The sequence below is a fragment of the Peptostreptococcus russellii genome, assembly GCF_003012055.1.
Classification (GTDB): domain Bacteria; phylum Bacillota; class Clostridia; order Peptostreptococcales; family Peptostreptococcaceae; genus Peptostreptococcus; species Peptostreptococcus russellii.
In genome coordinates this window covers 157,859-177,896 of sequence record NZ_JYGE01000002.1, presented here as the reverse complement: position 1 = coordinate 177,896, position 20,038 = coordinate 157,859, and the positions used below count along the sequence as shown (strand labels likewise).

Annotated in this window: 19 protein-coding genes and 2 pseudogenes; 6 read left to right on the top strand and 15 right to left on the bottom strand. The window is 33.3% G+C overall.

Features of this window, described 5'->3' with window-relative positions; all coding sequences use genetic code 11:
• Positions 1-11 precede the first annotated feature (11 nt).
• Together UF10_RS01675 and UF10_RS01670 are read left to right on the top strand one after the other, a co-directional pair.
• Positions 12-494, top strand: coding sequence for a permease (locus tag UF10_RS01675; RefSeq protein WP_106776105.1), 483 nt, complete (start codon positions 12-14; stop codon positions 492-494).
• Positions 491-1,207: a permease gene (locus tag UF10_RS01670; protein WP_106776104.1), complete on the top strand. Its 717-nt coding sequence runs from the start codon at positions 491-493 to the stop codon at positions 1,205-1,207. The genes UF10_RS01675 and UF10_RS01670 overlap by 4 nt, the downstream gene beginning before the upstream one ends.
• A gap of 99 nt (positions 1,208-1,306) precedes the next feature.
• Here UF10_RS01670 and UF10_RS01665 read toward each other — a convergent pair.
• The 3 genes and pseudogenes from UF10_RS01665 to UF10_RS01655 form a co-directional block, all read right to left on the bottom strand.
• Positions 1,307-1,627 (bottom strand): annotated as a pseudogene (locus tag UF10_RS01665) (recombinase family protein); the annotation flags it as partial.
• 56 nt (positions 1,628-1,683) lie between these two features.
• Positions 1,684-1,827 (bottom strand): SHOCT domain-containing protein, encoded by a 144-nt coding sequence (locus UF10_RS01660; RefSeq protein WP_106776102.1) that lies wholly within the window; start codon positions 1,825-1,827, stop codon positions 1,684-1,686.
• 366 nt (positions 1,828-2,193) lie between these two features.
• On the bottom strand, positions 2,194-3,474 hold the full coding sequence (locus tag UF10_RS01655; protein WP_106776101.1) for an IS110 family RNA-guided transposase: 1,281 nt from the start codon (positions 3,472-3,474) through the stop codon (positions 2,194-2,196).
• Between the two features lie 430 nt (positions 3,475-3,904).
• Between UF10_RS01655 and UF10_RS01650 the strand changes: the two genes are divergently transcribed.
• Positions 3,905-4,258, top strand: a complete 354-nt coding sequence (locus UF10_RS01650; protein WP_106776100.1) for a plasmid mobilization protein — start codon at positions 3,905-3,907, stop codon at positions 4,256-4,258.
• Between the two features lie 349 nt (positions 4,259-4,607).
• Here UF10_RS01650 and UF10_RS09445 read toward each other — a convergent pair whose 3' ends face one another.
• The 3 genes from UF10_RS09445 to UF10_RS01640 form a co-directional block, all read right to left on the bottom strand.
• Positions 4,608-6,698 carry a restriction endonuclease gene (locus UF10_RS09445; protein WP_330403890.1) on the bottom strand — a complete coding sequence of 697 codons (2,091 nt, stop codon included), beginning with the start codon at positions 6,696-6,698 and terminating at the stop codon, positions 4,608-4,610.
• A gap of 144 nt (positions 6,699-6,842) precedes the next feature.
• Entirely contained in the window at positions 6,843-7,886 is a 1,044-nt protein-coding gene (locus UF10_RS09440) for an N-6 DNA methylase (RefSeq protein ID WP_330403888.1), read from the bottom strand.
• Positions 7,887-7,915: 29 nt separating this feature from the next.
• A complete protein-coding gene (locus UF10_RS01640; protein ID WP_106776099.1) occupies positions 7,916-8,128 on the bottom strand; it encodes a type II toxin-antitoxin system Phd/YefM family antitoxin in 213 nt (70 codons plus the stop codon).
• 553 nt (positions 8,129-8,681) lie between these two features.
• Here UF10_RS01640 and UF10_RS01635 point away from each other — a divergent pair.
• A protein-coding gene (locus UF10_RS01635; protein WP_242969009.1) for an IS3 family transposase occupies positions 8,682-9,814 on the top strand; the annotation gives its coding sequence in 2 pieces (ribosomal slippage) (positions 8,682-8,952 and positions 8,952-9,814; 1,134 coding nt in all).
• Between the two features lie 336 nt (positions 9,815-10,150).
• Here the strand turns inward: UF10_RS01635 and UF10_RS01630 are convergent.
• The 5 genes from UF10_RS01630 to UF10_RS09215 form a co-directional block, all read right to left on the bottom strand.
• Positions 10,151-13,138, bottom strand: a complete 2,988-nt coding sequence (locus UF10_RS01630; protein ID WP_106776098.1) for a cell wall-binding repeat-containing protein — start codon at positions 13,136-13,138, stop codon at positions 10,151-10,153.
• Positions 13,139-13,495: 357 nt separating this feature from the next.
• On the bottom strand, positions 13,496-13,780 hold the full coding sequence (locus UF10_RS01625) for a type II toxin-antitoxin system RelE/ParE family toxin (protein ID WP_106776097.1): 285 nt from the start codon (positions 13,778-13,780) through the stop codon (positions 13,496-13,498).
• On the bottom strand, positions 13,773-14,057 hold the full coding sequence (locus UF10_RS01620; RefSeq protein WP_106776096.1) for a type II toxin-antitoxin system Phd/YefM family antitoxin: 285 nt from the start codon (positions 14,055-14,057) through the stop codon (positions 13,773-13,775). The genes UF10_RS01625 and UF10_RS01620 overlap by 8 nt, the downstream gene beginning before the upstream one ends.
• Before the next feature lie 290 nt (positions 14,058-14,347).
• Entirely contained in the window at positions 14,348-14,506 is a 159-nt protein-coding gene (locus UF10_RS09220; RefSeq protein WP_170062420.1) for a hypothetical protein, read from the bottom strand.
• 606 nt (positions 14,507-15,112) lie between these two features.
• A complete protein-coding gene (locus UF10_RS09215) occupies positions 15,113-15,283 on the bottom strand; it encodes a hypothetical protein (protein ID WP_170062419.1) in 171 nt (56 codons plus the stop codon).
• Here UF10_RS09215 and UF10_RS09530 point away from each other — a divergent pair.
• A pseudogene (locus UF10_RS09530) lies at positions 15,270-15,350 on the top strand (hypothetical protein); the annotation flags it as partial. The gene UF10_RS09215 and the pseudogene UF10_RS09530 overlap by 14 nt on opposite strands.
• A 272-nt stretch (positions 15,351-15,622) precedes the next feature.
• On the opposite strand, the gene UF10_RS01610 reads toward UF10_RS09530, so the two are convergent.
• Entirely contained in the window at positions 15,623-17,392 is a 1,770-nt protein-coding gene (locus UF10_RS01610; RefSeq protein ID WP_106776095.1) for a recombinase family protein, read from the bottom strand.
• Positions 17,393-17,451: 59 nt separating this feature from the next.
• Entirely contained in the window at positions 17,452-17,595 is a 144-nt protein-coding gene (locus tag UF10_RS01605) for an SHOCT domain-containing protein (protein WP_106776094.1), read from the bottom strand.
• Between the two features lie 411 nt (positions 17,596-18,006).
• On the opposite strand from UF10_RS01605, the gene UF10_RS01600 reads away from it, so the two are divergent.
• On the top strand, positions 18,007-18,360 hold the full coding sequence (locus tag UF10_RS01600; RefSeq protein ID WP_106776093.1) for a plasmid mobilization protein: 354 nt from the start codon (positions 18,007-18,009) through the stop codon (positions 18,358-18,360).
• Positions 18,361-18,536: 176 nt separating this feature from the next.
• On the opposite strand, the gene UF10_RS01590 is transcribed toward UF10_RS01600, so the two are convergent.
• Both UF10_RS01590 and UF10_RS01585 read right to left on the bottom strand, forming a co-directional pair.
• The gene (locus UF10_RS01590) at positions 18,537-19,067 is read right to left on the bottom strand and encodes a Cap15 family cyclic dinucleotide receptor domain-containing protein (protein WP_146130755.1); all 531 of its coding nucleotides are present in this window, start codon (positions 19,065-19,067) and stop codon (positions 18,537-18,539) included.
• 1 nt (position 19,068) lies between these two features.
• Positions 19,069-20,025 carry a nucleotidyltransferase domain-containing protein gene (locus UF10_RS01585; protein ID WP_146130754.1) on the bottom strand — a complete coding sequence of 319 codons (957 nt, stop codon included), beginning with the start codon at positions 20,023-20,025 and terminating at the stop codon, positions 19,069-19,071.
• Positions 20,026-20,038: the final 13 nt, after the last annotated feature.

Below are 20,038 nucleotides of genomic sequence, written 5' to 3'. Positions count from 1 at the left end.
GGGCGATAAAAGTGGATATATTTACAATTATTTTATGGTTAATTACTCTTGTTTTTCTTTTCATATCCTTTAAAAAGGATGGTGCTAAAACGAAAAAGGCTTTAAAAATGGCACTTAATATGGGAAAAGGTATGGCCATAAGCATTTTTTCTATTATTTTAGCAATAGGTCTAATCCTAACATTTTTACCCCCTACAGAAATTGCAAGCTTTGTAAGCAAGCAGTCTCTTTTTCTGGCAACTGTTGGTTCGGCTTTACTTGGAACAATTACCCTCGTTCCAGCATTTATAGCCTTTCCTTTGATAGGAACTTTAGTAGATGCAGGAGTAGGTATTGTCCCTTCAGTAGCTTTCTTGACTACTCTTACCATGGTTGGACTTGTTACATTTCCACTGGAAAAAAAGGAGTTTGGTACTAAATTCACCTTAGTTCGTAACGGCTTTAGCTTTGTTTTTGCAATAGTTATTGCACTTGTAATGGGGGTAATTATATGAACATAATTAAAAAAGCAAAAGATAATTTATTTTTTATACTAGTTCTTCTTGTATACCTTTTAATAAGTATTTTTAGGCCAACAATGGCCTTTGAGTCAGTCAAAAATAGTGCTTATTATATAAAAGAAATGTTAATAATAATGCCTGTAATTTTTGTTTTAACAGCCCTTTTAGATTTATGGGTTCCTAAGGATAAGATAATGCAACTTTTAGGAAAGGAAGCAAAGGGAAAAGGGTTAGTCTTATCATTTATAATTGGTAGCATTTCAGCAGGTCCTATTTATGCTGCCTTCCCAATATCAATAATGCTTCATAAAAAAGGAGCTTCTATAAGAAATATTGTAGTTATTTTAAGCTCTTGGGCTGTAATTAAGATACCAATGCTTTTAAACGAGGCAAAATTCCTAGGTCCTAAGTTTATGATCATACGTTGGGTTCTAACTGTTTTAGCTATAATCATATTTTCTTGGATTGCTGATAAAATAATAAAAGATGAAGATATTCCGAATAAGGAAGAAGTAAAAGTTGGTATAGAAATTAATAAAAAAGCTTGTATTGGATGTAGCTCATGTGTTAAAATTTACCCTGAAGTATTTAAAATGGATGGAAAAAAAGCTTTTGTTAAGGATTATGATGAATATACAGTAAATAAGGAAAAACTTAATGAAGCAGTAAAGGTTTGCCCAGTTAAGGCGATTGAAAGTGATTTATAGATTCATCAAACTAAAACCATGAATAAAGGCCATGCTGTCTAGATTTTAATCTAGACAGCATGGCCTTTATCATTTTGTAGTAAATAAATGTTAATCATAAAATCTGGATATAGACTTGGTGATAATCATATCTATATCACCATTCATACAATCATTTATTAGCCTTTGAAAATCCAGTCTTTTGTCTATCTGTGTGCCTGTGATAGCTTCATCTGCATATATCCCTGCCATAGTCCAATCAGGATTTTCATTGATTAAGTCTGTATAGTATTTAACTTGGGAATGATAACTTTGAAGCTGATCTTCACTATCTGTGCTTACCCTACAATAGGCTGCTACTCTTTTTAAATTTATCTCTGCACCATTTCTTCTGCCATTTAAAAGACCTTCACCTTTTATAACTTCAACCTTCTTCATAATCTCACCTCACTTTTATATTTCTCTATACAATCCTATTTTACCGCGACTAGTTACATTTAGCAGGTCAAATCTGAAGAAATCTTATATTTTTCCATAAGAAGTTTTTTAATCTTAAAGTATTCTTGCTTGTTTATTAGCTTTCCATTTAATAATTGCCTGAGCATGGCAAGCTGGATGCTATATTCTAATATGCCATTCATCTATTCTTCCTCCTTTAAAAGACCACCAAGAGTTTCTTTATTCTCATAGAACTGCTTTAAGTCCCCCTATATATAACAGTGAAAATATGACCCGCTTGATTCGCTATTTAAAAAAGTTTTTAGAAGATTAAATAAAAAATGGACACAGAAAAATCGGTTAATCCACGCTGACAATTCTTCCAAAGTGCGGTAATATTAGAATATAAATTAAATACTTAGCTTAATGCCTGCTTTTAAAAACCTTAATAGACCAACTAAGAAAGTCAAGAGAATTTTAAAAAACAATTCCATTTTTTTAAAAACAAATGTTATTTTAAAAATAGGCACAACAAAAAGATCCACTGAATATATGTGTAATTTTGAAAACTAAGCTACTTGTTTATTATTTAGACGAATCATCTTTTGATGGTCATCTGGTGTTCTTAATTCAAATGGTTTTTGATCTCTAAGAACTGCAAAAATAATTTGTACCATCTTTCTCATGACAGCACACATAACAACTTTATAGGGTTTATCTACAATTTTCTTTTCAAAATAATCTCGCATAACAGGGTTTGGATATTCTCTGTTACGATTTGAATATACATTGGCCTTAGCTAACATATGAAGAATTGTACGAACATAAGGGGAGCCTCTTTTTGAGATCTTATTGTTTTTTCTGTTATAGCTTCCACTTTGCGATACACCTGGATCCAATCCAAAAAAAGCCACCAACTGTTTAGGTTTAGAGAAGTTTTCAATGTTCCCTATTTCTGATAATAAAACACAGGCTGTATATTCTCCTATGCCAGGAATTGTTTGCAGGAGCTTTACATTGATTTGGAATTGCTCGTCTACAATTGATAGTCTGCTTATCTCATCGTCAATAGCCCTTAAAGCTTCTTGTAAGCTAAAAATAACAGCTATTGTAGTTTGTATAAGAATAGATGTACTAAGGTTAGAAATGCAAATTTCACTTGAGTTTCTAGCAGCTTGATAAAGCTTGTCATATTTCTTAATAGCATAAGATTCGCTTTTATGGGAGATAGTTTTGATTTGATTGATTATCTTTGCCTTATCTAACTCAGGATCTAAAATAGCTGTTACTGTTGGATATTCTGCAAGGATAGTTAAGGCTGTCTTTCCTTGTAAATCAGTGAAAACCTTTCTGAAATCAGGGAAGGATGTATCTAGAAAACCTGTTAAACGGTTGATATGCTCAACTATTTCATCAGTCAATTCTTTATGTTGGCGACAAAGTTTTTTGATACTAATAATTATATCTGCATGGGTCTCGGTTTCACTATAATTTTTAAGCCTATAGAGTAGTGCAATATTGTATGCATCGGTTTTATCCGACTTTACTTTTCTGATGTTAATATTTTTTATAGCATTACTTTGGATTGGATTAATAACAATAATCTCATAATCAAGCTTGCGAAAAAAATTAGCCAATAATTGATGATAATGAGCTGTAGCCTCCATAATAACTACTAGCTGAGTATTATAATCTGTTTCTAACTTTTTAAAAGTTAAATCAATAGATTTCATACCCTCATAATCATTATTGATTTTAGTATGGACAATAATTTCATTTTCTGGTGATAAAATACATATATCACTAAAAGCTTTGCTGATATCTATTCCAGCAACTAATTTGTTTGGCATAGTTATTACCTCCTTCTATTTGGGATGCCCTATTATTCTAAAACCACACCAGGCTCACGATTTATCCAGGTAATCAGTAAATGAACCTAACCAACCGAAAAGATGATAGGTGATAGAATGAGGGTGGAGTCTACTAAAAGAGTTATCCTTATAGGAACCCAGCAAGCACATGAAACAATCCCATTACATCCCTAGTACTTTCATTATACCATCGATGATTAGGTTCATTTTTAGAAACATGCTTAAAGCTGTTCCTATACTATTAGTATATGAGCAAGCACAGTAAGTGTACGGACACTTACGAGAAAATTGATGAAGCGAACCCTTTTAGGTTCGCTTCTTTTTATCCAATTTTCTACTTGTTCCTATCGGAATGATTTAGGGGACACCCCTAATACCCTGTTTAAATAAAAAAGAAAGGAGGATTCATATGGCAAATAGATTTAGGAATAAACGTCTTGAAATTAAATTAACGACAGAAGAAAAAGAACTTTTTAAAAAGAAACTTGCAATGAGTAAATCAAAATCTATAGGATATTTTATTAGAAAATGTGTACTTGAAGCACCTATCTTTGTAATTGATATGGATGTTTTTAGAAGAATACAAACTCTAATAGGGAAGAATTCTAGTAACCTTAATCAGATAGCAAAGAGAGTAAATAGTACAGGAATAATCTATAGGGAAGACATTGAGGATTTGAAAAAAGAAAATGATAATATATCGAAGGAGATAATAAGAATCCAAAATATTTTATCTAGAAAATATATTAATAAGTTTATGTAAACAACTGAGTATAATTAAAAATCTTCTTAAAATATTCTCCAAAAATAGATGAAACTAATATATACAATAATTACAAAAAAATTTTAATAGATAACTAATAATATGGGTCTTGTTGATAATTAAAAACCAAATTATCCACAAGACCTACATTTCTACTACTCGATTGTATATTCCAAAATATTAACCATAAAATCTTTATAGCTTAAATTTTTTGTGAACAAATCTACATAAATCTAAAACTTAAGCATATATATTTATTCTTTAAAATTAAATAGAAAAAATTTTAAAATTTATTAAAACTCATTAAGAGAATGGGTAGAAGACAAGATCTTTCGCCTGTCACATATAACTATAAAACTACTTGTTCCTCTATAAATTCTTCAAAACTGTCTATATCGTCAAAGGCTACTTCATTGCCTAGAGCCTCAAAATGTTTCCTTCCACATTTAATTTTAGCACTTTCCAATGGCCTTAGAGCATCAAACATAATATCAGCCTTAGTTTCCAGTACAAAGTAGAGCTTATCCTTGCCGTCTATTTCAATAAGCACTACCCAGTCAGGGTTATAAGTACCTAATGGGGTTGCAATAGTAAACCAGTTAGGCAACTTTGCGTAGAGCTTAATGTTTTTATTGTTCTCAAAACTAGTAGCAAAGCTTTCCTCGTTAGCACTATCATAGACTACATACTCATATACAGACTTCTTGCTTTCTATCATATTCTTGGATAAGTAGCCTGTAAGCTCCTCTGTTTCAAAGAGTTCTTGAGCATAATACTCGTCGTCACCTATCTTGGTGTATTTAATACCATCAACTATCATATGCCTCATTTTAGCTGATATTATCTGGACTACCTGCTCCATATACCTTTGAGGATTTTTCTTGAACAAGTCAATAGTCTTGCTTTTTAATAGTATCTCCACAATAGTTTTCCTTGTTAGATTAGTTTCATTCTGCAAATAGGCAATAATATCCGGTATATTTTCCTGTAGGTTATTCAATCCTACTGCATATCTATCTGATTCCTCAGCTACTACACCACCAGCACTTATATCAAGCCCAGCTTTGGTATATATAAGCTTTGCAGAGCTTACAGATAGGCTGGTCTGCATTTCTTTGCAACATTCGTCTATTAGCTTTTCGCTGTCAAAGTCTACAGAATAGGTGGTCTTGTACTTAATCCTATCCCATAAATCCTTGAACTCAGGGTCAAGGTAAACCTGTTTATTCAGCTTGATGCTCTTTTTATCGCTATTATTCTTAATATTAAGAGTACTACAAACTTTTCTTGCAAGAGCTGTAATCTCTACTTTTACAGGTTCAAATTCTTCAGATATCTTTATGTCATTATTCTTTATGGCAATCTTTAGCTCATCTTGTACCTTTCCTGCCTCATCAATATATCCATTGTCTAAGAACTGTTTATAGATAGCTTCTGAAGCCTTTTGTCCTAAGTATTTCTCACTTCCATCATCCTGCTTTACTGGGATGTTGGCGAATAAATGACTTTCCACTATACCAAACTTGATACCTGTTTCAGTTTCGTATTCTTTTTGTAGGGCCTCAGCAAAGTCCTCGTAGCTTTCGTTAGCCATCACTGTTAGGGTATTTATTGAAAAGCCATGTTGACGTTCACCGTCTTGATTCACGGCAAGGCATAGCCCACGCCCAATCTCTTGACGCTTTTTTACCTCACTCTTAGTTTCATTAAGAGTACATATCTGGAACACATTAGGGTTATCCCAACCCTCACGAAGTGCTGAGTGGGAGAAGATAAACCTAAGCTTAGTATCAAAGGATAGTAAGCGTTCCTTGTCTTTCATAATCAAGTTGTAGGCATCCTCGTCAGCCAGTGTCTTCCCACTGGTATCCTTTAAAACACCTTTTCTATCAGCTGAAAAATACCCATTATGGACCTCTTCAGCAGCAGTATCTAAATCAATATCCTTAAATAGGGTATTATACTTAGGCTTTTTAATAAGATCAGTATAATGTTTCTCAAATAGTTCTGCATAGATACCCTTTTGAGGATTGCCATCCTCATCATAATAGCGATAGTTAGCAACACGGTCTATAAAGAAAAGACTTAATACCTTAATCCCTTGCTTATTTAATACCAGTTCCTTATTTAAGTGTTCCTCTATTGTTTTCCTTATCTGTTGCTCCTTTATAGCTAAATCATCTACATCACCAACTGGCTTTCCTATGCGTAAAATATCTGATTTGCTTGTAAAATCAACATATTCATTTCCTTCTTCACAATAAATCTCATTGACAATATATCCTTCGTAGACATCACGACCTTTAGACTTGTCATAAAGATCATCGCCTTGTCTTACTACCACTGGTTTACGCTTAACTACGCCTTTATTATTTTTAACATCCATCTCTATTCTTGCAGTAATAGGTGACTTCTTGTTGTTTACAGATAAAAGCTTCAAGTATGCGTTATTGTGATAGTCCTTAGTGGCAAAGCCAGCAACTTCAATCTGCTTAACCAGCTCTAAATTATAGCTATCTACTGCATCCAGCTTGTAAACAAGATTATGCTTTTCAACATGGGTGGCAGAGTAGCGTAAGGTACATTATGGATTAAGTGACTTAATGGCTTCCTTAGACTTAGGAGTGGTATCTACTGATTGTGGTTCGTCTATAATAACAAAGGGTCTGGTTTCCTGTATCAGTTCAATAGGTTTCATACCGTTTAATCTATCATTAGGTCTATGAATGATATTGGCTTTGTTTTCTTTGGTTGGGTCAGTAAAGCTCCTTCTAAAGGCATCTATATTGATAACCATAATCTCTATATTATCGCTTACTGCAAAGCTTCTGACCTGCTCCAATTTGCTGCTATCATAGATAAAGTAATTATAAATTGTATTATCAAATAAATCCTGAAAATGCTCTTTTGTAATCTCTAAAGACTTGTAAACTCCTTCTTTAATAGCAATGCTGGGAACAACAATAATAAACTTAGAGAAGCCATAGTTTTTACGTAGTTCAAGTATTGTACGCAGATAGACATAGGTCTTACCTGTACCGGCTGCTGGGTCGTGAAGTGTCCATTTTTTATCTGTTTCTTGTTTAATGTCCCCTATACCAATAAGCCTGGCAATAGTTCGTGACACCTCACTAGGTGTATAGAATTGTCCTTTGCTTTTTCCGGACTCTTGAGCAAATTTCATCATAAAATATTCGTATGCATCGCCGATTATATCATCACCACTAGCCCTATTGCTTTTAAAGTCAATAGCTGGATTTTGAAAAATAGCTATAAGGCCAGATACTTTATCAACTAATTCTTTTCCATATCCCAGTTCTTCAGGATTATTAAAACTTACATCTGGGAGTGAACCTTGAAGACGATTATCTTCTAGGAACTTTTGGAGGATTTTATCAACTCTCTCCCCAACATCACTTTTACCTTTTGCAGCAACTAAATCATCAAAAGATGCTCCTTCATTTACTGTAAACTCAGCAAATCGCTGCCCCTTGTATCTATCAGACACATATTTAAAGAACAGTAATACAAGTACATAATCTTTATACCTTGATGGCTCTACGCCACCTCTTAATTTATTACACGCTTCCCACAAAAGGGAATATAATTCTGATTTTTTCACAGCCATCAATTTAACCTCTCTTATTCTAGTATTTTTTAGTATTCCGTTATGTCAATACCTGCTTTCAATAATCTTTCATATCTATCATTAGACATAAGCACAGCTACAGGCTTTCCATTTTTCAACACAAAAGCAGTTTTATCTGCATCAGATAACCCTGTGATTAATTTTGATGATTGACCCCTGAGAAAATCTGACATATTGTAGAATTCCATAGGTTCCTTCTGAATTTTCTTTTCTTTTTCCATATTCTAGTCCACCTTTCCATTTTATTATAACACATGGATATGTTTATTTAAACTCTTATTTGCACCTTAAAGGTAATTACTATTCATGCTTTGTTTTAGCCCTAGAACAATAACATTTAACACCTCTAAAGGACTAACATCACTAATTTATATTATCAATCTTATATCTATCCTATCTACTCAACCCTCATCAAAATAGCTCTTATCTATCCTGTATACTCGACCTTGCCACTTTTATGTTCCCACCAACAATAAAAATAAGGGTTTCCTGACATGAGTACTTCCGGTAAAACTACCGAAAACAAGACTCATAGTCTGGAAACCCTTTATTTATAATCTTTCTATTCTGCAACTCTTGACATCAAGACTACAAACTATCAACAAGAACATCCTATTAGAGAATGGATTGTTGATAGAAAACATAGAAACAATCAATCTATCAACAGTAGCCAGTGACTTCCTTCATTCCTTTAGGAGAGATAGGTGGATGGGCTATACTAAATAGGACAATTCTTTTCCGAACATGATATAATTATTATAGGAGGAGAAAAGAATGTCTAGAAAACATTATGAAGAAAATTTTAAAAAGCAAATAGTTAATATTTATAATCAAGGAAATCACACATATAGAAGCCTAAGTGAGGAATATGGCATATCCCCTTCAACTATGAGACAATGGGTAGTAAGATATAATAATACTAAGTCATTTGATGTAGAAAATAACAGAACTGATGAAGAAAAAAGAGTAATAGAATTAGAAAAAAGAGTTAAACAGCTTGAAATGGAGAATGATATTTTAAAGCAGGCAGCACTACTACTAGGCAAAAGGTAGACCTAATTATTTCTAATAGAAAGAAATACGGTATTAGTGCTATATGTAGGTTATTAGAGGTCTCTAGAAGTTTGGTTTACTATCATCTAAATAAGGAAGAATCAGATCCTTCAGATGAAGAATCTAAGATAGAAAAACATATAATAGATATATTTCATAAAAGTAGGAATAATTATGGTACAAGGAAGATAAAGAAAGAACTAGATAATCTAGGTTACCAGGTTTCTAGAAGAAGAATAGCCAGAATTATGAAAGCAAATGCACTAGTATCTAATTATACAGTGGCCCAATATAAAGTTCATAACAAGGGCTGTAATGAATCAAATATTCCTAATATAGTGGATAGGAAATTTGATGATAGAGATAAGCTAGAGGTAGCTGTGAGCGACCTTACCTATGTAAGAGTAGGTAATAGATGGAATTATGTATGTACCTTAGTAGACCTAGCTAATAGAGAGGTAATAGGATATTCTGCTGGGGCTAATAAAGATGCTAGCCTCATAGAAAAAGCATTATTAAGGTGTAACTATTCATTAAATGATATAAAGGTATTCCATTCAGATAGAGGAAGGGAATATGATAATATGAAAATAGATAATATTTTAGAAACCTTTAATATAGAGCGTTCTTTAAGTAGAAAAGGAAACCCTTACGACAATGCAGTAAGTGAGGCTATGAACAAAATTTTAAAGATAGAGTTTATATATCAAAACAGGTTTGAGAGCTTAGAGGAATTGGAGCTACAGTTAGCAGAATATATTTATTGGTATAACCATATAAGGATTCATGGGTCTCTAGGCTATATATCACCAATAGAATATAGAAATAGAACTATTTTAAAATTGGCAGCATAAGTAGTATTTGGAGGGTAAGCTTCTGTTCGGAATAAATTTGTCTAAAAAAGGGTTGCCTTTCCAAGGGATAAGTTTGGATTGATGGGGTCGGTTGTGGTGTTGACATAAAAAACGCTCCTTTCTGGTTTGAATCTTATTTTGATTCTTGCCAGAAAGGAGCATTTTATTTCTTAAAAGTACAGATTGTTTTACACTACCCAAGCTAGTCAGGCGATTCACTTTTGACCACCTGTCTAGCTTTAGTCTAATCTCTTACGATACTATAAAATCTTCTGACTTGTGAGAGGGGAGCTTAATTCCCTCAAACTTGCCGTATATTTCTAGTTACTTTTACTTTTAGTCGCCTTGAACAATTACTAACCTACTTTTCCACTGTTCCTCGGTCAGTGGTCCCGTGACATCGGGCTTGAATGTATCATTTATTGACCAAGAACTGAACCAGAAATTATCTCGCCCTAAGCCAGTGTTGTAAGGAATAGTTAATGTCTCAGCTGATGGAGCGCTGACTGAAACGGTAATTCGCGCGCCATCTTTAAAATTATTCCCGATAACATTACCGATTCCTACGTTTGATTCATTTAAAAAAGCGGTACTTGATATAGTAGGTAAAAGAATATTTCTTTCCCCGTTAAAGATATTGTTTTTGATATTAATATTGTTTTGGTTATGCTCCGTAACGGTATATTGTAGACCATTTGTTTTACCATTAAATGTATTACCTTCAATTAATATATTATCAGATGCTAATAGATTGATATTGTAAGTAGCTTCATAAAAGGTACAATTCTTTACGACAAATGATCCGGGCTGTCCATAGTGTGCTTCTCGAAGGCCTATTGAGCGGTATGGAAGCGTGCTTTGATTTTCGCTACCAAAGGTACAATCTTCAAATCTCACATCATAATTATAGGTATCATTAGATAATGTACCGTTTAAACGAATCAATGTATCTTTTGTCTTCTGCGAAGCTATATTAACATTCTTTATTACTACAGGTTCATCTGTATTTATCCTGATGTAGCCAACTGTTGTGCCATTTCCTTCAATTCCTGCTTTTGATCCAATCAGCTTCAATCCCCTATCTATTATGATCGTATCGGTATGTTCTCCTGCTGCGACTAGAATGGTATCGCCCTGTGCTGCTTCATTGACTGCTGTTTGGATGGTATTGTAGTCATCTCCAGTCGTTGCATTATATACTTTCCCTTCTTCTGGTACAATAATCGTGTTACCAATAACCACACTACCTTCTGGGAATGTATTGGGTATAAGAAGCGTCTCTAACTTTAGGTCACTGTAAAGAGTGTCAGTCTTTTCTATCCTAACTCCGTACGTCACATCTGATATACTGTTCTCTTTAATTGTAATCTCGTTTGATTTAAATCCTATTAAGAACCCAGTATTTACACCAGTTATTGTATTACCTTTAATTGTAACATTTTTAACTTCTCTTGTCGGATTTCCATTTTTTCCACCATCCAGGGATATAGCCGAATCAATTCCTGCGACAGTGTTATTTATTACTTCAACATTTTCTGCGTTTACTACTAAAATTCCTGATGCAGACCACTTATTGCTGGAAAGTGTAGTTGCTTCTACAATGTTTCCATTTACCTTAGAACCATTGCCAGATACTTGAATGGAATTACCATGAGCATTAGATTTCTCAGGGGCAATTATTTTATTATCAATAACATGGAATGCTGAATTTTCTCCACCGCTTCGCATAGGTTGATTTATACCACCATTTTTCCAACCTTGTACGGTAAACCCTTCAAGCGTTATTGTACCCAGTCCTGAACTACCTATTTGTACTGCATAATCTGCTGCTTCACCTTCCTCGTTACTAGCATCAATTATTGTATTATCTCTGCCCTCTAATGATTTTAGAGTTAGATTCTCTACGTTCAATTGCAATGCTTCCTTATAAGTTCCTGGAGCAACTAGAATAGTATCTCCTGCTGATGCTGCTTTAATTGCTGCTTGGATTGATTCAGATTTTTCTACTAATGAATCTCCAATAGTTACAGTAGTTGATGCTGTTTTTCCACCAGCTGTTGCTGTAATGGTCACGGTTCCGGCAGCTACAGCTGTTACTTTACCATTAGCAACTGTTGCTACTGCTGTATCACTTGATGACCAAGTAACATTCTTATTAGCCGCATTATCCGGCTCAACTGTTGCTGTTATATTTCCTGAATCGCCGACTTTTAATGTCAACTCTGTTGGTTTCACACTAATAGTATTTACTGCTACATTATCACCTGATCCTCCACCTGATCCTCCACCTGTACTTGGCGGCGTTGGTGTTGGAACTACTGCTCCTAGTACTTTATTAAGTACTTCTTTATTTACTACTCTTTCTCCACCTAGTATCCAAGCTTTTTCAGTGTTTGCTTTTAAATAATCTGTTGTAACTTCACTTACTTTGTTTGCTTGAGAGAATAATATTGGTGCATCGATTGCAGCTCCTAAGTATCCTCCTACTAGAGCATCTGGTGAACCGTAGCCATTTGCAACTAGTGCATTTGCTTTACCAGCGAAGTACTTATTAGCTATTGCTATAGCTGTTCCTTCTCTAGTAGTTCCTGATAATCTATCTACTGTATACTTTAATGTTTCTAGTTCAGTTTTAACTCCTGAATTAACTGCAACTTCTCCACCTACTATAGTTACATTAGTAACTCCTAAGTCTTTCATTGATTTTAATGTTGCTGCTGGTACCTTATCTGTTCTTGTTAAAAGTACTGCCATGTTTCCTTTAGCTGACGCTGGACCTACTGCAAGAGCATCTGATAATACTGCTCTTAAATCGCCATACCCTCTAGCTAAGAATACATGTGTTGTCTTTCCGCCTACTTCTTTTGCTACTGCTGCTGCTGTTCCTTCTCTGTTGCTTCCTGATATTCTCTTTACTGTGTACTTTAATGTTTCTAATTCAGTTTTAACAGCATCTTCAATTGTTGCTGTTCCACCAAGTATATAAACATTCTTGGCTCCCAATCTTGCAATCTCAGTTTTTGTATCTTCTGAAAGCTTTCCTTTTTTTGTAAATAGTACTGGTCCTTTTTTAGCATGAGCTAAAAGGGTACCTGCTAGAGCATCTACTTCTCCTTCATATCCTACGATTACTACTGATTCAGCTCCATCTTTATAAGCTGTTTGGCTTATCTTTACAGATGTTTTGATTCTATCTGCACCTGAAAGTCTTATTACATTTGAATTTACTTCTTCAGCTTCAACTACTGGAGCTGCTTGTGCTACTCCTGCTAGTATCATTGCGAATACTAAAAGAATAGCCATTAATTTACTGTACTTTTTCAAAACAATTCCTCCTCCTTAAATTTTAGGTATTTATGATATTAATACTAATGCTAACTTATCCCCTCCTTTATATGATAAATGTTTTATTATCAAGGCATGGACCTATGTCAATATAGTAGGCACATTTTCTCGAACAATTTTATGATTTTCTGTTGATTCTTTTAATAAAATTGATTATTTATATAAATAATCAATTTTGGGTCATTATAATCTATATCGGACTCATCTATTATTTGTTAAGCCTTTATCATTTAATTGTTATATTTCTTTGTAGAGAATACAAACATTTGTGACACAGGCCTCTAAATATACTCTAAAGAATACTTGAACACTCTAAATTACTTGTTGGTTATTTGGTCAAGGAGAAAATCGATAGCAATCCTTATCCACTTTATTCTTTTCATCTACCTTATAGAACACAATATGGTTTCCAACAATCAGGACCCTGTATCCTTGTTTCTTTAAAATAGAATACCTTGGTACACTTCCTGAATTAGGAAACTCCTCTAACTGGTTAATAGCTTCTTCCAGTTTGTCCAGATACTTAAGAGCAACATCAATGTCTCCTGATTCATCTGCAATATAATATATTATATCTCTCAACTGGTCTTCTGCTTTATCTGTCCTTAAAATCTTATACATTTTCGTTTTTCCTCTCTATAAGAGATTCACGAAGATTATCAAAAGACTCCTGCATAGATCCTAGTCTTCCATTCTGAACATCATCTTCTGATTCAGCAAGAGTTCTTAGCAATTCTAATTCAGCTTTCATTTGCTTAAAATCTTGTAATCCAACAACCACTGTATCACCTCTACCATTTACTGTAATTATAACTGGTTCTCGAGTTTCTTTACATTGTTTAGATATTTCATTGTATTTATTTCTTAAATCTGCTGATGGTCTAATGTTGAATTCCATGATATCACCTCTTTCTACATAGTCATATTATATCATAATTTACATATAATATAAAGCTAATACTTTGAAGCCTAGAGGACTATTTCTAAAGAAATTAAATATTTATGACACATCCTTCTTACACTATTTATGCTACTAAAAAAGCACCTTTAATTAGGTGCTAAGAATCTTATGTTTATTCTACTTTTCTCATTACCTTTATTTCTAAGTCATGGCCTTTAATTAGTTTTTCATGTCTATCTAGCTTCTCATCTAACTCTGTTACCTTCTCATAAGTTTGCTTATATCCATCATATGTTTGTATCTATTTTATCTTCAAGTCTAACTATATCCTCTTTTACACCTTTTACATCCTCTTTTACACCATCTATGTCTGATTTTAGTCCTTTAAATCCCTCTTGCATTTCCCTATACATTTTCTCTATAAGTCCAAACACTTTATCAGCCACGATGGCACCTCCTAATTATTCTTAAACCTATTATATCATAAATATTGACCTATTCAATAAAATATAAATCATATAATTATTTTAGTCGTAAAACATTTCTTTGGTGAGATAAAAACGGATGAAAAAATTCCCCACAAGTATTTCTACCTGTGGGGAATCTAATTTGTTGAATTGTTTAAGCTACACTTTAGTCTGCGAAGGTACCTGGTACCCTAGCGAGATCGCTTGCGATTGAGCTTTTAAATCTACGCTTTAGTCTGCGAAGGTACCTGGTACCCTAGCGAGATCGTTTGCGATTGAGCTTGCTTCAATCCACGCTTTAGCCTGCGAAGGTACCTGGTACCCTAGCGAGGCCGCTTGCGATTGAGCTTGCTTTTATAATTAGCCATAAAATGTTTCTTTTGTGTCAAATAAAAAAAGAACCTCAAAGATATTTCTATCCTTGAAGTTCTTTTGATTTTTTACTTTTACTTCAATCTAGCTTTCCTTTACTATCGTACTTTCGTACGTTAGTGTGCGAAGGTACCTGGTACCGTTGCGAAGGAGCTTGCGACTGAGCTTAGTTGGTACCCTAGCGAGATCGCTTGCGATTGAGCTTGTTTTGATTTAATTATTCGCTTTAGTCTGCGAAGGTACCTTTGTGATTACACTTTCATCTACTCTATGTAGTGCTCCAAGATATCTTGCTAAGTCATGCAATATACCTTGATATGGATCTGAACTATTATTTGGTAGTCCTTCGACTGCGGCTGCTTTTGTTACTTTTTCTAGTGCCAATGGAAATATTATGTGGAAAACAGCCGATGGGCGCACCTTAAAAGACTTTGAGAATTCAGAAATTTAGTTTTTGCTTTGGTACTGCAATTTGCTCAAGACATATTGGATAGCCACCAAATCAACTCACCATTATTTTGTCAACCATCTTATCAACTCACTTAGTCATCAGCGGCATTTGCTGATGGCTTTTTAATTTCATCATTCTTGGATAACTTCCCTCAAAGCAAAAATCCGTGATTATCCTTCCGGCTTAGAACCAGATCTCAAATCACGGAAAGCCTTTATTTACTTATCTTATTACACGCTTACTTATCCACCCTTGACATCAATACTACCGTCTCAACGTGTGGCATCACTACTATGGGAACATGATTTATTTACCTGGTTATTAATATAGGAAGACAATTCAGCAGAGTCTTTTCCTATGAATTTGTTTTTCTTCTTTGCATTTTTCCTAGGAGCTTTAAAATCTTCTCCATTTAATCCATCCTTAAAGCCAGTCTTATATACAAAGGTAAGCTTATATGGATCTACATTCCCGTTTTCATCTATTTCTCCAACAATTACCTTCTCTACAATACTTTCAAATACATACCTATCAAAGTCTTTTAGGATTTCCTTTCTTTCCAGCATGGTTTTAAAAGTCTTCATCCTATTCTTTATTTCATTATTGTTTTCTAGGCTATATTCTAAGGCTTCTTTTTCCTTATTCTTTTCTGAATACTCCTTCCTAAGAGCTATATACTTTTCTTCATATAGATCTTCGTCTATTTTTTCTTCTAGTCTTAAATCTACTAAGGAATTTTGCTTATTTAAAAGGTGAGTTATCTCTCTTTCTAGTTTCTTAATAGACTTCTCAAGACTTTTATCATTTAAACTAGCTTCAACTAACTCTAGAAAGCTACTTACAATATCTTTATTATTTGATGTAAGCTGTCTATAGCTCTCTAAGAAAGCCTTTTCTATTGCTATTTCCTCTATGCCCTTGCTATTAGGACAGAATTTCTTTCCCTTCTTAGTTCCTCTTACACATTGCCAAATGGTCTTCTTGTATTGGGAATTACTATGCCAGGACCTTCTAGATAAATTCGAACCACAGAAGCCACATTCTAATAGGCAGGAAAAAGCATATTCCCTACTGAATTTGTCTCTTTTTCCATTCTTTGAGCCTACAGTATTTCTATTCTTAGCCCTTCTAAGTCTAATAGCTTGAACCTTATCAAAGTCCTCTTCACTTACAATCCCTTCATGGTGGTCTTTTATATAAAACTTATCTTCTTCACCAAAGTTTTCTAGTCTTCTTTTAGTAATAGGATCTAGGGTAAAGGTCTTTCCCATTAAAAGATCTCCCTTGTATTTTTCATTTTTTATAATTCCCAGTACAGTGGTGGCTGACCACTTGCTAGAGCCTCTAGGAGATCTGTAGCCAAGGTTTTCTAATTCCCTGCATATTACACTTCCCCCTGCCCCTTCTAAGTATCTCCTGAAGATATATTTTACTATTTCAGCCTCATCTTCATTTATGGATATAGTTTTATTGTCACTATCATAATCATAACCTAGACAACCATGAAAGCCAACTAGCTCTCCTCTTCGCATTTTCATCTTTAAGCCTTTCTTAACATTGGCTGAGATATTTTCCACCTCTTGCTGGGCTACAGAACTAAGTATAACTAGGAGTAATTCTCCATCCATAGTTAGAGTGTTAATATTCTCTTCTTCAAAATATACTGCCACATTCATTTCTTTTAATTGCCTTACATATTTGAGGGTATCTAAAGTATTCCTAGCAAATCTGGATATAGACTTGGTGATAATCATATCTATATCACCATTCATACAATCATTTATTAGCCTTTGAAAATCCAGTCTTTTGTCTATCTGTGTGCCTGTGATAGCTTCATCTGCATATATCCCTGCCATAGTCCAATCAGGATTTTCATTGATTAAGTCTGTATAGTATTTAACTTGGGAATGATAACTTTGAAGCTGATCTTCACTATCTGTGCTTACCCTACAATAGGCTGCTACTCTTTTTAAATTTATCTCTGCACCATTTCTTCTGCCATTTAAAAGACCTTCACCTTTTATGACTTCAACCTTCTTCATAATCTCACCTCACTTTTGTATTTCTCTATACAATCCTATTTTACCGCGATTAGTTAAATTTAGCAGGTCAAATCTGAAGAAATATTATATTTTTCCATAAGTAATTTTTTAATCTTAAAGTATTCTTGCTTGTTTATTAGCTTTCCACTTAATAATTGCCTGAGCATGGCAAGCTGGATGCTATATTCTAATATGTCCTCCATCTATTCTTCCTCCTTTAAAATTGTTACCAAGACTTTCTTTATTTTCATAGGACTACTTAAGTCCCCCTATATATAACAGTGAAAATATGATCCGCTTGATTCGTTATTTTAAAAAAGTTTTTGAAAAGATTAAATAAAAAATGGACACAGAAAAAGCGACTAATCCACGCTGACATTTTCTCCATAGTGCGGTAATATTGATGTATAAATCAAATACTTAGCTTAATGCCTGCTTTTAAAATAACTTTAATAGCAAGCACAGTAAGTGTACGGACACTTACGAGAAAATTGATGAAGCGGACCTTTTTAGGCTCGCTTCTTTTTATTCAATTTTCTACTTGTTCCTATCGGAATGATTTAGGGGTCACCCCTAATACCCTGTTATAAATATAAAAGAAAAGGAGGATTCATATGGCAAATAGATTTAGGAATGAACGTCTTGAAATTAAGTTAACAACAGAAGAAAAAGAATTTTTTAAAAAGAAGCTTGAAATGAGCAAGTCAAAATCAATGGGACATTTTGTTAGAAAATGTGTACTTGAAGCCCCTATCTTTGTGATTGATATGAATATCTTTAGAAAGCTACAAACTCTTATAGGAAAGAATTCAAATAACATCAATCAAATTGCAAAGCGAGTAAATAGTACAGGAATAATCTATAGAGAAGATATTGAAGATCTTAAAAAAGAGAATGATGATATCTCAAGAGAATTGATAAAAATTCAAAATATGTTAACTAGAAAATATATAAATAAGGCTGAGTAAAATCGCAATTACAAAGATATATGAAGACCTTGAAAATCTTCATATAAAAAAAGAGTCTCTTATTGAGAAACTCAATCAGTCTCGTCAAGAGCAAGATATATTATATCAGTATAAGAAAAACTATGATAATTATTTGGAGAAAGAGGTCGAGAGGTAAAAATGCCAAACCTCTTTTTTTACTTTGATTTAAAATAAATATCTCCTTTAGTCTTACTAGTTGTCCAATATATTCCATGAAATTCATCCTTATTATCAACTAAAAGCTTGCTAGTACCATATTGAATTGGATTAATATCACTAAATTCATTCTTTGGATGGGTAATATAGGTATAGTATAGTACGAATTGATTGTTTTCTTCTATTAACTCACTTGTTATACTATTACTTGTAATTTCATTACTTTTTATTGAAATATTTATAGTAGTTAATGTTTGGGAAATCTCTATATCTACATTCTTAGTTCCTCGGGAGCCATTAAATTCATATTTTATTATTCCATCATATTCTTTTTCTAATTTAGGTATTTTAATTAAAGGGTCTATTCTCCAAATGAATTTTTCATATACCAAAGTGAATATAGCACTATATCCTGCCGCCTCTGTAATTAGCTCCCAATTATCTAACAATGAACCTGATCCTTTTAAATATTTTAAAATTAGGAAGATAACACCGCAAACTATTGCTGATAACTTTAATAAGTAATTCATTTTAGATTTCATATTTATAAAAACCTTTCAACTCTTCAATAAATCCTTTATATATATCTCGTCTATCTAAAGAGTCATCGCATAATTTTTTTATATTATTTACCTCCATAAAATCAAGAAGACTAAATCTATTATCATATAGATATTTAACAATATCATCAAATACATAACAATAAGTAGAGTATTTGGTAAAATATTTATTAGGAATATTCCACAACAAACATTCTACTCCAAAAGAACTTGCTTTTTGAGCATATGAATATCCTAAATCTTTCATCTGATATCTTAATTCTTTCGCAACTCTTACCATTTTTTTAAAATAATAATTAGTATCATTGTTTTTTTCTACTCCATTTTTTATGTGTTGCTCTGGATAATTAATTATTTCTTGGCCATCATCAGCTTTTATTAAAATACCACCGATATAGTTTTCTTTATCAAATGTATAATCTTGCCTATAGTCTCTATGTCTCATTGATGGTACACTATCGGTATCCTTTCTGTATGAATTCCCATTAATTTTTATTGATTTATTTTTTCTTTCAACATCTTTACCAAAGTGATTTCTTAATATATCTTCAACTTCATCTTTAAAACTTTTTATCCTGGGAGTTGCATTTGTAAATCCATAGTCTGCTCCAGATACATTTAATCTGTATGCAGGTCGAAATGTATCTTCCTGTACCACTGCAATATCAATATCACTATGTCCCCTTACATTGGTATTGTTTGCATAAGAACCTTGCAAAAATAATTTAATATCGTATCCTGTAGCACCACCAGTCATTCTAATTTCATAAGCAGTTGATGCACCGTATAAAGTGTCCATTTCGTTTTCCTTAAGCCCTAAATCTTTTAAGGCATTTGATACCATTCTTATAGCATTTTTACACTGATTTTCTTCAGTTTCACTAAGTGGCTTGGCATAGCTTCTTAATTGTTCTTCAGTAAAAATCATAAAGCTAAATCAT